Source organism: Paenibacillus sp. CCS19 (assembly GCF_033239625.1).
GTDB lineage: Bacteria > Bacillota > Bacilli > Paenibacillales > Paenibacillaceae > Paenibacillus_T.
In genome coordinates this window covers 40000-56062 of the sequence record NZ_BTCK01000043.1, presented here as the reverse complement: position 1 = coordinate 56062, position 16063 = coordinate 40000, and the positions used below count along the sequence as shown (strand labels likewise).

Here is a 16063-nt window from a genome sequence, read left to right as displayed (position 1 = left end):
GGCGCGGCGAGGTCGGGCGTCTGCTCGGCGCAGAGCGCGCGCTTGCGGCGAAGCAGCAGGAGACGGATCGCGCGCTTGCGCAGCTGCGCGAGACGAAGCAGACGGCTGCAGCGCGAATTGCCGATGCGGAGAAGGAGACGACCAAGCTGCCGGAGCTGCAGGAGCAGCTTCAGCGACTGCGGGACAAGCTCCGGCTGCTCATGGAGCTGACGGAAGCGTCGAAGCGCTTCAACGAGTTCACTCGCTTAGAAGCAGAACACAAGCAAATCGTTCATAAGCTTCGCAGCGAACATGATCGGCTGGAATCGGCATGGCTGGAAGGGCAGGCAAGCTTGCTCGCGGTGCATCTGCATGACGGCAAGCCTTGTCCGGTCTGCGGCAGTGCCGAGCATCCGGCGAAGGCTCAGCCATCCGCTGAGCTGCCTTCACGCGAGGCGCTGCAGCAATTGAAGCAGCAGCTGAGTAAGGCGGAACACGAGCTCAGCACAGCGTCGGCTCAAGCTGCATCAGCACAAGAAGGGCGCGACAGACGCAGCGGCGATATTGCGGAATATGGCATCCAGCTTAACGCCGACTTTGCAGAACAGCAGGCTGCGACGACAAGAGAAGGCTCAAGGCTCCGTGAAGAGACGGATCGACTGAAACAAATCCACGCGGAGCTAACCGCGCTTCGAGAGCAAGCAGCAGAAGCTGATCGTCAGCTTGAGGCACATTTGCGCGAGAAGGACGAACTCGCATTGAAGCTGCAAGCTGCAACGGCTGACCGCAGCGCGAAGCAATCGCGTCTCGAGGCAGAGCTGGAGGCAGTCGAAGAACAGCTTCGCACGCCGGAACAGTTGAACGCCAAGCTCAACGCGATTCGTCAAGAAGCGAATAAGCTTAATGCCGCATGGAAAGCGGCAGAAGAATCGCTGCTCGCAGCGACAACCAAGCTGGCGGAACAGCGGGCAGCAGCTGAGCAGTTGATTCATACCCTTGCAGATGCAGAGGCAGAGCTGACAGAGGCATCAGCAAGGTTCCAGGCCGAGCTTGCGAAGGATGGCTTCCAGGATGCAGACAGCTACCGAGCGGTGAAACTGCCGGAGCAAACGCGAGCATCGCTCCGTGCATCTTCAGATGCGTATCGCACCGCGGTTGCGGCTGCAACGGATGGCGTCGCGCAGCTTGAACAAGAGCTTGCCGATCAATCGCCGATCGACACGACATCTCTTGAACTCGCGCTTGTGGATCTTAGAACCGAGCTGGAGCAAGCGTTAACGCATCTTCAGACAGCGGAACGATACGCCAGCGAAGCGATTCGTCTCCAGAACGCTGTGTCCGAAGCGGGCGGACGTTGTACCGAGCTAGAGCGTCAGTTGGAGCAGGTCGCGGACTTATACAGCATGATGAAAGGCGACAATGCGCTTAAGATCTCATTCGAGCGCTACATTCTTATCGAGTATCTCGATCAAATTCTACATGCAGCGAACGAACGGCTCCGCGGCTTGTCGGATGGTCAGTTCGTCCTGCAGCGGAGCGACCGGCTTGAGGCACGCGGGAAGCAGAGCGGCCTAGGGCTCGATGTGTATGATGCCTATACCGGCCAGAATCGCGATGTTAAATCTCTGTCCGGCGGCGAGAAGTTCAACGCTTCACTCGCCCTGGCGCTTGGGATGACGGATGTCATCCAGTCTCATCAAGGCGGTATCTCGATCGAGATGATGTTCATAGACGAGGGCTTCGGCTCGTTGGACGAAGAATCGCTTGGCAAAGCCATTCTGACGCTCATCGATCTGCAGAAGGCTGGGCGTATGATTGGCGTCATCTCCCACGTTCAGGAGCTGAAGCAAGCGTTCCCGGCGACGATCGAAGTTACCAAGACGAAGGAAGGCCACAGCCGAACGTCCATCGTGTTGAAATAGCGTTTGCTTCATTTATAGCTTTCATGCTTTCATTCATTTTCAGCCGAGCACATCGACATGCGCTCGGCTATTTGCTGTTTGAATACGTATCCGATAGGCATGGAAACTGAAAACTCCACAACCCAGCTTGGCCGCATCGAAATTTGAACTATAAATTATAGTGGTTTCTTCTTTAATTTGTGTAGTGTAAACCGCTTTCATTTTCTTTAACATGGAATAGACAGTTCTCGAAAGGAGGACATTTCCGATAAAATGTAACCGCTTTAATTAGGCTGCCGAATTTATCAATGGGGTGTTGGTACAAGAAAAACCTTGTACTGCAAGCCTCGGCGAATGCCGAGAGGCTACAGATTATTTATTCTCAGGAGGGGAAGTAACACGATGAGCAAACGGTGGAAGCAGATTTTGATGATTATGTTCGCGGTTGCATTGTTGTTGCCGCAGTTTGGGGTCGCTCAGAAGGCAAGTGCGGCCGTTGCGAATGGAAATCATGTTCTGAAAATACAAACTACAGGCGGGAAACAGTGGGATGGCGCGCAAATAGCCACAGGGGTAGGCGGCTTGAATTTAGTTGCCGGCACATCCTACACCTTCTCCTATGACTTATACACCCCTGACCAAGATGTGGCAGGCATTGTTCTACAGACTAGCGCCTACAACTGGATTAAAGACTCAGGAGCTTTAAGCGCGGCAAGCCCGGCTTGGACTTCCTATTCAGCGACGTATGCTTATACGGCTGCAAGCGGCGCTAATATTCAGTTTGTTAAAAAAGGTGATAGCGGAGCTACGGATGCCAAGAATATCACTTACTACATCGACAACTTTGTTGTTAAGAACGCAACGAGTGGAGATGTTGTTTACACAGCCAACTTTGAAGATCAAGCCGCTGACGGTTTTGTATCGAGCGGGACTGCTACACTGTCCGCCACAGCACCGCCGCAGGCAGCAAACAATTATTTCTTAAAGGTCCAAACTACAGGCGGGCAGCAATGGGACGGCGCGCAGATAGCTACAGGGGCAGCCGGCTTGAATTTAGTTGCCGGCACATCCTACACCTTCTCCTATGATTTATATACCCCTGACAAAGACATAGCAGGCATGCTTCTGCAAACCAACTCCAGCTACGACTGGATTAGTCAAGTAGGAGCTTTAAGCGCGGCAAATCCCGCTTGGACTTCCCATACGGGGTCTCATGCTTATACAGCCGCAAGCGGTTCACAGATTCAGTTTGCTAAATTTGGCGATAGCGGAGCTACGGATACCAAAAATATTACTTACTACATTGACAACTTTGTTGTTAAAGACGCGGGTGGCAATGTTGTTTACTCAGCCAACTTTGACGACAAAGCGACTCATGGTTTTACATCAAGCGGATCTGCTGCTTTGTCAGTCGTTAATAGCACCAGTGCTGTAACAACAACACCAACGATTAACCCGGATGTTCTTAAATTGCCAAGCATCAAGGATACGTACCCGGACTATTTGATGGGCAACATCATCGGTCCCTATTACATGCAAGACTCCATCATGCCTGTCTTGAAAGCCCAGTTCGGCGTTGTGACATCTGAGAACGCGATGAAGCCGGCTTCGCTGATCGGCACCAGCGCCTCTACGCATGACGTCAAGGATCTGAACTTTAACCAAGCGGACAAAGAGGTTCAGAGCGCGATCGACAACGGTCTTAAAGTACATGGGCATACGCTCGTCTGGGAATCGCAATCGATTCCGTGGTTGAACAATGATAAGACCTCCAGCTCCGACTCGACTCCATCCAACCCTGGTCTGACCGCGGATGGGGCATATGCGAACATGAATGCGTACATTAATGCGGTGCTCACGCATTTTGACGGAAAGTACAATGCGAGCACGCAGAACATCATCTCGTGGGACGTCGTCAACGAAGCGTTCAGCGGCAGCGTCCGCGACAGCAAGCTGGATCCGACAGACTGGCACAGCTACCTGAAAAACACCCCGTGGCTGAAGGCAACGGACGAGAACTACGTCGAACAAGCGTTCAAGTACGCCCGTGCGGCGGAGCCGGATTACAACGTCCTGTTGTACTACAACGACTATAGCATGGACGACCAGAATAAAGCCGCAGCAGTGCGCGACATGGTGAAAGACATTAATGACCGTTGGGCCTTGGATCACCCTGGCAAGCAGCTCATACAGGGCGTCGGCTTGCAAGAGCATAACGGCCTCGGCACCAACCCTAACAACCAGAGAAAGACGATTCAGATGTTCAAAAATATCGGCGTCAAGGTTTCGATCAGCGAGCTGGACATCTCCGCTGGCACGAACTCGCAGCAGACAACCGAACAGGTACAAGCCCAAGCCGCACAGTACGCACGGTTGATGCAGGTTTATACCGATCCCGCCTTCAAGGACACGGTTCAGCGCATCTCCATCTGGGGGCTGACAGACACCAACAGCTGGTTGTCTAGCGGCAGCCCGCTGCTGTTCGACGGCAACCTGTACCCGAAAGACGCGTTTAACGCCGTGATCGACCCGGTCAAGTACCTTGAGAATTACCAAGCTCCGACAAAGCCTGCTGGGGGCAAAACCTCAACAGCTGCGAAAGGAACGCCGGTCATCGACGGTACGAAAGACGACATTTGGAATTCGACAACGCCTATCGATATCAATGTAACGCAACCAGGCAACACGAAGGCGGATACGCACATGCCGGCCGCTACCGCTCGCATGTTGTGGGACAACGGGAACCTGTACGTACTCGCGCAGGTGGCCAAAGATCCGTCCGAACCGTTGGACAAGGGGAACGGAAACCCTTGGGAGCAGGATTCGGTCGAGGTGGTTGTCGACCTGACGAACGGCTCCAGCGCCATGTACTCGAACGCTTCCGGGCATTACCGCGTTCGGTATGACGGCTTTGCGACGGTGGACGCAGGCATGACGGATAATCAAGGCGTTGCAACGAATATGACCTCCGCGACGACGTTCGACGAGACGACGAACTCCTACACCGTCGAGATGCAGATTCCGTTCATCCAGATTACGCCTGAGGTCGGTAAGCAAGTCGGCTTTGACGTTCAAGTGAATGACGCGAAAGAGGCTGTACGCATTGGCGCGTTCGCATGGAACGACGCTACCGGAACGGCTTATCAGGATCTATTCAAGATTGGTACATTGGAACTTGCGGCAGCGCCGACAGTAACACCACCAACGACAACACCGGTAACAACGCCACCGGTAACGACGCCAGTAGACAATACGGAGCCAGAAGATAACACGGACCAAGGCGGCGAGCAGCCGGCTCAGACTCCAGCATTCGAAGATCTATCCACGGTGCCTTGGGCGACTGATGCCATTAACCGTCTTGCAGCGCTTGGCATTATCAACGGTGCAACGGAGACGACATTCGATCCGAAATCGCCTGTCAAACGCGCTCAGCTCGTCCTGATGCTCGTTCGTGCGCTCGATCTGGAGCCTGTGACAAGCGGCGGGGCTGTCTTCAAGGATGTTCCTGCAAGCAGAAGCGATGCTGGCGCGATTGCCGCCGCTGTGCAAGCAGGTCTTATCCAAGGAAGCAACAACAACTTCCGTCCGAATGATGCGATGACGCGTGAAGAAGCGATTGTTGTATTGATGAGAGCGTACCGCTTCGCAGCGGAAGCGCTAGGTATCGATGCCAGCGCGATCGAATCCGATGGTACGGCAAGTTTCCGGGATCATGATCAGCTGTCGAAATGGGCAGCGGATGATGTAATGGCTGCAGCGAATCTTGGTCTCGTACAAGGCGACTTGACGGGCAGCTTCCGTCCGCAAGGTAAGATTACGCGTGCGGAGACGGCGGTCATCATCGACCGTATGATGACTCTATTGATCACACAGTTAGGTGAAGAGGCGTAAAAGTTTAGTTTTGACCCTTAAGCATGCAATTTAGATCGTCTAAGAAGGCCTGTTCGCATAGGATGCGGGCAGGCCTTCTGTATGCGATAAGTACATTGGTTATAGAATAATTGATGGAATTTGTACTACAATAGATATATTGAGTAGAGTGACACAAGTATCATCTCGCAAGATGGCTTACATCTCGCTCCGATTTATGAAGGAGGCGCCTATGACTCGAATAGCTAACAACCTAACGGAGCTGATCGGCGGAACACCGCTGCTTCGGCTGTCGAATTATGAGAAGAAGCTGGATCTTCCAGCTCAAGTCATCGCAAAACTTGAATATTTCAACCCAGCCGGCAGCGTGAAGGACCGGATCGGTTTTGCAATGATTAAAGATGCCGAGGAGAAAGGGCTGCTGCGTCCAGGTTCCGTCATCATTGAACCGACCAGCGGCAATACGGGCATTGCGCTTGCCTTCGCAGCTGCTGCGCTTGGCTACCGCCTTATGATTGTGCTGCCGGAATCGTTCAGTCTCGAGCGCCGTCTGCTGATGAAGGCGCTGGGCGCCGAGCTTATTCTTACGCCAGCGGCAGAAGGCATGCGCGGAGCGATTAATCGTGCCGAGGAGCTCAAGGCGGAGCTGAAGGATGCTTACATTCCGCAGCAATTCGAGAATGAGGCCAACCCAGCCATCCACCGTGTTACAACGGCTGAAGAAATTTGGGCAGACACCGACGGCGAAGTGGATGTATTCGTTGCCGGCGTAGGCACCGGCGGTACGGTAACGGGTGTCGGATCGGTGCTGAAGGAGCGCAAACCAGGCGTTCATATCGTGGCCGTCGAACCTGCCGAATCGCCTATTCTCTCCGGCGGCAAACCAGGTGCGCATCGCATTCAGGGCATTGGCGCAGGCTTTGTGCCTGGTGTTCTTCGCCGTGACGTTATCGATGAAATTGTTCAAGTGCCTGCGGATCAAGCGTATGAGACGTCCCGCACTCTGGCGCGCAGCGAAGGGCTGCTCGTTGGCATCTCGTCCGGCGCGGCTGTTTATGCCGCTTCGTTACTAGCCCGCAAGCCTGAATTCCATGGCAAGCGCATCGTCGCATTGCTCCCCGATACTGGCGAGCGCTACTTGTCGGCTGGCTTGTACGGCAGCATGGAATAAACGCCAACAACGGTGTCGGATTTTATCGAAAACAGATTGACTTCATTAGACAAAGCGTGTATTCTATAAAAGTCGCTGTTAACGCGAAGATCAGACACGCTGATGTAGCTCAGCTGGTAGAGCAACGCATTCGTAATGCGTAGGTCGGGGGTTCGAATCCCTTCATCAGCACCATACTTGAATGATGACGCGATCCTCACGGGTCGCGTTTTTTGCTGTATATTTTCAATCACGCACTAATCATCCAAACCTATGCGAACCTCTCTAGCATGAGAGGATTCTGATAGGTTCAACTTTATAGTATAATAGAAGCACTTAATGGAACGATGGAGGACTGGCATGACGCAAATTAAACAATTAGTAAGCCAAGACGAATTTACTGGCTTTTATTTACTCAAGGAGCTTGAGGTTCGGCAGACCAACGCGACGCCGCCCAAAGATTATTTCGATATCGTGCTCAGCGATTCAACCGGGCAGCTGACCGCGAAGCTGTGGGACGTATCGCCGACGGACAAGGAAACCTTTTTCCCAATGGGTTTGGTCAAAGTAAGAGGCATCGTCCAGACGTATCGGGAACGTCTTCAAATCAAGATCGTTCAAATGCGTCTCGCCACGCCGGAGGACGGCGTGACCATTACCGAGTTTATTCGTTCGGCGCCTATCCGCCCTATTGACCTTATTTATACGATTAAGAATACGACTGCTTCTATCGTCAACGATGAAGTGCGGACGATTGTTGAATATTGCATTGCGAAGGCCGAGGATAAACTGATGGATTATCCTGCTGCCAAGACGCACCATCATGCTTATTACGCGGGGCTGGCTTACCATACAGTGCGAATGCTTGAGCTTGGCGAATTTATTATCCGTCAGCGTCCTTTCTTGAATGGAGATATGCTGCGTGCGGGAATCATTTTACATGACATAGCGAAGACCGAAGAGTTGAATGCACGGCTCGGTGTCGTATCCGATTACAGCATAACGGGCAAGCTGATTGGACATATCGCGCTCGCTTCATCATGGATTACGGAGGCGGCGATTCGCTCTGACATTCCGCTGGAATCCGAACGTGTAGTCGGCTTGCAACATCTTGTCCTGTCGCATCACAATACGGGCGAGTGGGGAAGCCCTGTGCAGCCGCAGACGGCTGAAGCCGTAGCGCTTCATTATATTGATTCGCTGGACGCCAAGCTGCAGATGGTGGAGGACGCGCTTGATTCGACGCCGGAATCGGAGCCTTGGACGCCGATGATTCGTGGTCTGGAGAATAAGGCAGTCTATCGTACCCCTAATTAATATTTCTATTCAACAATTTATCGATTTGTCATAGCGATGACGAATCGACTTTGATACAATGAGAATGATTATCGTTATCCAGCGAGTGAGAACTAGAAAGGATCGATCGGCCATCATGTCTTCCACTACGAATCGCAACAAGACCAGCCAGGCTGTTGATCCTGACAAACAAGAGCTGCCGCCGCTTCGTTCACGACCGGCTGTTGGCTTGCTCGTTCTATTGTTCGGCGCAGCAGCATTGGCGTTCAGCATCGCATTGTCGATTTCATTCGGCGCCGTACATATGAGCCTGTCGACCGTATGGACAGCGGTGTTTCAGTTCAATCCGGACATTACGCATCACCAGATTATCCGCGAGATTCGACTTCCGAGGGTACTGGCATCCGCAGTGGTCGGCGCAGCCTTCGCAGTTGCGGGGGCGCTTATGCAGGGGATTACGCGCAACCCGATGGCCGACTCCAGCATTCTTGGTTTGAACGCAGGTTCGGCACTTGCGCTAGCGCTTTGTTTCGCGCTTGCACCGAGGTTGTCTTACAACATGATTCTGTTCCTATGTTTTATCGGTGCTGCAATTGGTGCAGTCATTGTATTCGGGATAAGCGCCGTATCCAGAGGCGGATTTACGCCGGTACGCCTTGTCCTGTCAGGTTCTGCCGTATCCGCGTTGTTGTATGCCCTTAGCGAAGGAATCGCGCTGCACTTCCGAATCGGACAGGATCTTGCGTTCTGGATCGCCGGCGGCGTAGCGAATGTGAAGTGGGAACAGTTTCTTACGATCACGCCGTGGGTATTCGTCTCCATCTTGGTCGCTATCGTCCTATCCCGATCGATTACGCTGCTTAGCCTGGGGGAGGAAATCGCAATCAATCTGGGCCAGCGCACACAGCTGATTCGAGTGATGGCTATTATTGTCATCATTGTATTGGCAGGGGCGTCCGTATCGGTTGTAGGGGCGGTCTCCTTCGTTGGGCTGATCGTACCGCATATTACGCGTTATTTGGTCGGCGTCGATTATCGCTGGATTATTCCTTGCTCGGCGATACTGGGCGGCCTTCTTGTCGTATTGGCCGATCTTGGCGCACGAATGATCAATCCGCCGTATGAATTCCCTATCGGCGCTTTGATCGCAATGCTTGGCGTTCCATTCTTCCTCTACTTGGCGCGCAACGAGAGGAGAGGGCTGTAATGGACATGATCAATCGGTTCGGCATCGAACAGCGCCGCCGCAAGAGAAGCATTCTCGTGTTATCTGTACTAGGCGCTTTAATCGTTATAACGTTCATTATTAGTATGAACACAGGCTTCATCCGCCTGTCGCCGCTCGACGTGCTGAAGACGTTGTTTGGCATGGGGACGAGCAAGCAAGAGCTTATATTGTTCGATTTCCGTCTGCCGCGAATCGTGATTTCCGTTCTGATCGGAGCGGGACTCGCCGTATCGGGCTGCATTCTGCAAGGCGTAACGCGCAATGCGCTGGCTGACCCTGGTCTGCTCGGCATTAATGCGGGTGCAGGTCTTGCGGTTATTTTGTTCGTCTGCTTCTACCCGTCGACAAGCAGCGTGCCGGTGTTCGGACTGCCGCTTCTGGCGCTCCTGGGCGCTGGTTTGACGGCGCTTCTCATCTTCGGTCTTGCACACAAGAAGAACGAAGGGGTTTCTCCTACAAGTCTCATCCTTACCGGAATTGCCGTTGCGGCAGGCATTAATGCTGCCATGATCGTACTGACCTTAACGCTAAGCCCTGAGCAGTACCAGTTCGTTGCGACATGGATCGCCGGCAGCATCTGGGGAGCGAACTGGAAATTCGTACTGGCGCTGCTTCCTTGGATCGTTATCCTGCTGCCCTATGTAATGTGGAAAGCCAACATGATGAACATTCTGAACCTAAGCGATCAGACGGCTGCCGGACTTGGCGCTCCGATCGCGGCAAGCCGCGGCAAACTGATGTTTGCCGCTGTCGCACTTGCAGGCTCGTGCGTTGCTGTGAGCGGCGGAATCGGCTTCGTTGGTTTGATTGGCCCGCATCTTGCGCGTACGCTCGTTGGTCCGAAGCATCAGCAGCTGCTTCCTGCATCGGCAATGGTCGGAGCTCTGCTCACGATTATTGCGGACACGATCAGCCGTTCCATGTCATCCGCAGAAATTCCAACAGGTGTTGTAGTCGCCGTTATCGGCGCTCCTTATTTCCTGTACCTGCTCGCGAGAACGAAAAGTTCGTAACGTGCGAAGTATCGATTACGCAAAGGAGCTCGAAACTTTTGATAAAACGCTTTTTCTCCTATTACCGGCCGTATAGAGGCTTGTTCATGCTCGACTTCGGCTGCGCCGTGTTAGCTGGCTTGATCGAACTTGGTTTCCCGATTGCGATTAATAAGTTCGTCGATGAACTTCTTCCTAATGGCGAATGGGGGATCATCGTAGGCGCTTCAATTGGCCTGCTTGCCCTATATATCCTGAATATGTTCCTGATGTACATCGTGAACTATTACGGCCATATGCTCGGGATCAATATTGAAACCGATATGCGTAAGAAGTTATTTGAGCATATTCAGAAGCTTTCATTCCGTTTCTTCGACAATACGAAGACAGGACATCTGCTCAGCCGTCTGACGAACGATATGATGCAGATCGGAGAGGTAGCCCACCATGGTCCAGAGGACTTGTTCATTGCGGTGATGACGCTGCTCGGCGCTTTCACCTTGATGATGCTCATTCACTGGAAACTCGCCGTTATGACGTTCATTATCGTACCGGCAATTATTTGGGTCGTCATCTACTTCAATGGCAAAATGACGAAGGCGATTCACCAGCTCTTCGGCGATATCGGCGATTTCAATGCGCGCATCGAGGATAACGTTGGCGGCATTCGCGTCGTTCAAGCGTTCACGAACGAGAAGCACGAGATCAACCAATTCACAGAGAACAACAGCCGTTTCCGTCTGACGAAGCTGATGTCCTACAAGCTGATTGCCAAGAACGGCTCGATCAGCTACATGATGATGCGTTTCGTTACTTTGTTCGTCATGGTATGCGGTACTTGGTTCGTTATTAAAGGCGGCTTGTCTTATGGCGAATTTATCGGCTTCCTGCTGCTCACGAACGTATTCTTCCGTCCCATTGAGAAAATCAACGCGATTATCGAGAGCTATCCGCAAGGCATCGCAGGCTTCAAGCGTTACACGGAGCTGCTCGATACGGAACCGGACATTCAAGATTCGCCGAAAGCTGTCGAGCTTGGCGAATTGAAACAGGCGATTCGATTCGAGAACGTATCGTTCGGTTACGAGAACGAAGCGTCGGTGCTGAGCGGCATCGACCTGACGATCCGCAAGGGTGAGACGGTCGCATTCGTTGGCCCATCCGGTGCCGGCAAAACGACGCTCTGCAGCCTGCTGCCGCGTTTCTATGAGGTAGCCGAAGGTCGAATTACGGTCGACGGATCCGATATCCGCGACGTTAAGCTTGAGTCGCTGCGCCGTCAGATCGGCATCGTGCAGCAGGACGTGTTCCTGTTCGCGGGCACGATCCGCGAGAACTTGTTGTACGGCAAGCTGGGAGCTTCGGAGAATGAACTGTGGACTGCAGCGCGCCAAGCGCGGCTGGAGGCGTTCATTCAATCGCAGCCCGAAGGCATGGACACGGTAATCGGCGAACGCGGCGTGAAGCTGTCCGGCGGACAGAAGCAGCGTCTGGCGATCGCGCGCATGTTCCTGAAGAACCCGCCGATTCTTATTCTGGATGAAGCGACGTCCGCGCTTGATACAGAGACAGAGATGATGATTCAGCAATCGCTGAGCGATTTGTCGCAAGGCCGTACGACGCTCGTTATCGCACACCGTCTGGCAACGATCAAGAATGCGGATCGCATCGTCGTCGTCACGCCTGAAGGCATCGCCGAACAAGGCCGCCACGAAGAACTCGTGAACGCCGGCGGCATCTACAGCCGCCTCCACGAAGCCCAATTCGGTGCTTTGCAGACGAGTTGATCCCAAACGATATAGACGCAAAATAAAGAAGCGCTGCTTGGCAGCGCTTCTTTATTTTGCGTAACGTAGGAATGAAAGTAGATCGAATCAACCCTTGTCTGACAGGTTTTTTTTCTACTTATGAAAGTGCTACCTTTAACAAAAAGGGATATGAGTTTGAGGCCTGCTATTACTAACGAAATATTGTAACCCCACAGGAGCCTCATTACTTACAAAGGAAGGGGGAGCCGCTTATGAAGAGGATGTTCATGATGACGATGATAGCAGCGTTAATTCTTACTGCCTGTGGGAGGACTTCGTCTGACGTGAAATCTAATAATAAAGGGAATATAGCAGCTAGCAAGGAAAACAAGGAAGGAGAATCGAATAAGGTGGATATCGACGCGTCAAAACCATTTGTACCTGAAAATCCTGAGAATATGCCCAATGATGACATCAGTAATTCGGATGTTGGAGAGAAATCAGGCACCAAACTCGAAGACTACGCGAAGGAAGATTGGTACCAGACTTTGCTCGCGAATGCACAGATGAATGTCGGCAATAACTATCGACTGAAAGCGATCATCGACAAGGCGAAAGCCGGAGAAGAAGTTACGATCGCCTCGATCGGCGGTTCCATCACGGAAGGCGCCGGAGCGAAGAACTATTCGGAAAGCTATGCTTATCGAACTTATGAATATTTCAAGAATGAATACGGCACTAAAGACGGTACTAACATTCACTTCATCAATGCGGGAGTCGGCGGAACTCCTTCGACATTCGGGATCATGCGCTATCAACGTGACATCGTATCGAGGGTGACGGACTCCGACGGACTTCCAGACATCGTTATGGTAGAATTTGCGGTCAATGACTATGGCGAACCAACCAATCATCAAGCTTATGAATCACTCGTCAAGAATATTTTGCTTCAACCTAATGCTCCTGTTGTCATAATCGTATTCGCCGTATTTCCTAGCGGTTTTACGTTGCAAGACGAATTAAAGAAAGTCGGACAGACTTATGATCTGATGATGGTCAGCACCAAAGACAGCGCTTTTCCTCATATCGGAAAAGAATGGACGGAAGATCAATTTTTCTATGATATTTATCATCCAACGTCGCTTGGACATGGCGTTATGGCAGATGCGATCTTCCATACGATCAAGACGGCGGCAGAGAAGGAAACTTCCGCTTCCGATATTGACCTGGACGTACCGCCAGCGTATGGAACGCAGTTTGTCGGGCTTAAGACGATTTTTAAAGATAGTTATGATGAGAGCATTCAACTGTCTCTCGGAGGCTTCAGCGAGGATGACCCGAACGTGTACCGTAATTTCCCGATCGGCAAACTTTATGAGCACAACTTCCATCATGTCGGCGGAACTAAGAGCCTGAAGTTTACGATAAACAGCAAGAACCTCCTGCTTGCTTACCGTGCCGTTAACGATGCAACCTTCGGTGAAATCGATGTTTATGTAGACGGGGAGAAAGCGAAAACGATCAATGGCAATACGGGAAGCTGGGGTCAGTCCGTTGTGGATCTGATCTTTTCCGAGGACACGGCTGCACAACATACCATAGAGATTAAGATGGCAGAAGGCAGCGAGGATAAGAAGTTTACGATTACTTGCATGGGATATACGGAGTAATTTATCGCGCTAGCCTTTGCTAGCGCTTTTTACATGCAACAAAAAAATGTGACCCAACAGGTCACACGACTCCCAGCACGCTGTTCCCGACACGCACCTCAGTCTCGCCGCCGAACCAATACGCACGAACAAAAGTTGTGACCTAACAGGTCGCACGACTCTCAGCACGCAGTCACCAATATGCGTCACTTTTTCAATACCGACCCCTTCCGGGGTCCCGGGGCTCTCCAACCCCGGGGGTCCTCCCTAGCAGGGAGGATTTAGGTGGGTAGAAAAGTTGGATTTAAGGTTCGATAATATTAGGGTTTAAATTTTAAGTAAGTGGATCCAAGGGGCACGGCCCCATGGATCCTACTGAGGGACTTGGTCGCGCTTCCTAAAGAACGACTTCAACGCATTATAAACTTCCGTTTTCTCCCTTATCACGTGATACATGAAATGCGGGAACTGAATGTGCTTGTAGGCAGACATGAGCGTACTTGAGCGATTGTATTGATTCACTTCGCCGTAGCCAAACAGGTTCGCGCGCTTCAGCAGCTCGCCGATCAGCTTGACGCAGCGTTCGTTGTCGCTCGTGAGGTTGTCGCCGTCGGAGAAGTGGAAAGGGTAGATGTTATACATATTCGGCGGGTAGCGGCTGTCGATGATTTCGATCGCTTTGATATAAGCGGAGGAGCAGATGGTGCCGCCGCTCTCGCCGCGGGTGAAGAACTCCTCCTCGGTAACTTCCTTCGCTTCCGTATGGTGGGCGATGAAGACGAGCTCGACCTTCTCATATTGATGGCGCAGGAAGCGGGTCATCCAGAAGAAGAAGCTGCGCGCGCAATATTTTTCGAACGAACCCATCGAACCTGACGTATCCATCATCGCGATGATGACCGCATTGGACTGCGGCTTAATGATTTCTTCCCATGTCTTGTAACGAAGATCGTCCGGCGAGATATGGTGGATGCCCGGCTGTCCGGTCGTCGCATTGCGGCGGAGGTTCTCCATAATGGTCCGCTTCTTGTCGATGTTGGACATGATGCCCTTCTTGCGGATGTCGTTGAAGCGGACTTCCTTCGTCTCCAGCTGATCTCGATCCTTCTGCTTGAGAAAAGGGAGCTCGAGCTCTTCGAACAGCATCGCTTCCAGCTCCGCCAGGCTGATCTCGGCTTCGATCACATCCTCGCCAGGCTGATCGCCGGCGCCTTCGCCTTTGCCAGGGCCTTGCGCTGCTTGCGGATCAACGCCAAGCACGTCGCCGACTTGGCTGTCCCCGTCGCCCTGTCCGACATGCTTGTTCTTGTTGAAGTTATAAACAATTCGATATTCATCGAGGCTTCGGATCGGCACCTTAATGACCTGTTTGCCGTCCGACATGACAATGCTCTCTTCGGAGACAAGGTCTGGCAGGTTCTGCTTGATTGCTTCCTTGACTTTCTCTTGGTGACGCGCTTGATCCTGATAGCCCTTGCGGTGGAGCGACCAGTCCTCGCGGGATACGATGAATGAGCGATGATTATCCAATGTGCCCATGTCGGAGCACCTCCCGTCTTATGCCAATCGAATGCACGCTAAGCTGCGCATCTCAATAACGCTACATGTTCCTTACTATATTCAGCGGGAGATTCCGATATGTTGACAGATGTCCGTGTACCGGAATGTGATATAATGGCGCAAGGTGAAACGGCTGTCGCCGTCTTTTATACAACGCAGAAGGGATGAATCTATTTATGTCAATGTTGAACAAATACGGCGCGATTGGCGCTCTCTATGCCTTGCTCGCTGTCGCATTCGGTGCATTCGGCGCGCACGGGTTGAAGGATGTGCTCGATGAGGACATGCTCGAAGTATTCGAGACAGGGGTTCGTTATCAAATGTATCATGGACTCGGCATCCTTATCGTCGCTGTACTCTCCGATCGAGTAAGCAATGCGAAATTGCTCCGCAGAGGCGCGATGCTGTTACATATCGGGATTATTTTGTTCTCGGGAAGTCTCTATGCACTAAGCTTGAGCGATACCAAATGGCTCGGTGCGATTACGCCGCTTGGCGGAGTCTGCTTCCTCATCGGTTGGGCTATGATTGTGTGGACGCTCTGGTCCGGCAGAAACGAAGTGCGAAGCGGGAAGTAACGAGACCAAGATCCAAGGTCGGCATCCTTTCGACAAGAGCCTGAATATTCTCTTAGCTAGCGACAAAGATTAGCATTTTTTTCTATCCCAACGAACTGCATTGATATATAAT

Annotated in this window: 10 protein-coding genes and 1 tRNA gene; 10 read left to right on the top strand and 1 reads right to left on the bottom strand. The window is 52.2% G+C overall.

Annotated elements, in window-relative coordinates:
• From SBI19_RS23575 to SBI19_RS23535, 9 genes are all read left to right on the top strand, one after another.
• A partial coding sequence (locus tag SBI19_RS23575) for an SbcC/MukB-like Walker B domain-containing protein (RefSeq protein WP_317971973.1) occupies positions 1–1901 on the top strand: 1901 nt, incomplete at its 5' end.
• Positions 1902–2282: 381 nt separating this feature from the next.
• Positions 2283–5771, top strand: a complete 3489-nt coding sequence (locus SBI19_RS23570; protein WP_317971972.1) for an endo-1,4-beta-xylanase — start codon at positions 2283–2285, stop codon at positions 5769–5771.
• Positions 5772–5982: 211 nt separating this feature from the next.
• Positions 5983–6921 (top strand): cysteine synthase A, encoded by a 939-nt coding sequence (gene cysK / locus SBI19_RS23565; protein ID WP_317971971.1) that lies wholly within the window; start codon positions 5983–5985, stop codon positions 6919–6921.
• A gap of 98 nt (positions 6922–7019) precedes the next feature.
• A tRNA-Thr gene (locus SBI19_RS23560) sits at positions 7020–7095 on the top strand.
• Positions 7096–7260: 165 nt separating this feature from the next.
• Positions 7261–8217 (top strand): 3'-5' exoribonuclease YhaM family protein, encoded by a 957-nt coding sequence (locus SBI19_RS23555; RefSeq protein WP_317971970.1) that lies wholly within the window; start codon positions 7261–7263, stop codon positions 8215–8217.
• 115 nt (positions 8218–8332) lie between these two features.
• Positions 8333–9403, top strand: coding sequence for a FecCD family ABC transporter permease (locus SBI19_RS23550; protein ID WP_317971969.1), 1071 nt, complete (start codon positions 8333–8335; stop codon positions 9401–9403).
• On the top strand, positions 9403–10437 hold the full coding sequence (locus tag SBI19_RS23545; protein WP_317971968.1) for a FecCD family ABC transporter permease: 1035 nt from the start codon (positions 9403–9405) through the stop codon (positions 10435–10437). The genes SBI19_RS23550 and SBI19_RS23545 overlap by 1 nt, the downstream gene beginning before the upstream one ends.
• A gap of 38 nt (positions 10438–10475) precedes the next feature.
• Positions 10476–12203, top strand: coding sequence for an ABC transporter ATP-binding protein (locus tag SBI19_RS23540; protein WP_317971967.1), 1728 nt, complete (start codon positions 10476–10478; stop codon positions 12201–12203).
• Positions 12204–12508: 305 nt separating this feature from the next.
• Positions 12509–13834, top strand: coding sequence for an SGNH/GDSL hydrolase family protein (locus SBI19_RS23535; RefSeq protein WP_317971966.1), 1326 nt, complete (start codon positions 12509–12511; stop codon positions 13832–13834).
• 351 nt (positions 13835–14185) lie between these two features.
• Here SBI19_RS23535 and yhbH read toward each other — a convergent pair whose 3' ends face one another.
• Entirely contained in the window at positions 14186–15352 is a 1167-nt protein-coding gene (yhbH, locus tag SBI19_RS23530; protein WP_317971965.1) for a sporulation protein YhbH, read from the bottom strand.
• 203 nt (positions 15353–15555) lie between these two features.
• Here yhbH and SBI19_RS23525 point away from each other — a divergent pair, with 203 nt between their 5' ends.
• Positions 15556–15951: a DUF423 domain-containing protein gene (locus SBI19_RS23525; RefSeq protein WP_317971976.1), complete on the top strand. Its 396-nt coding sequence runs from the start codon at positions 15556–15558 to the stop codon at positions 15949–15951.
• The last annotated feature ends 112 nt before the right edge of the window (positions 15952–16063 follow it).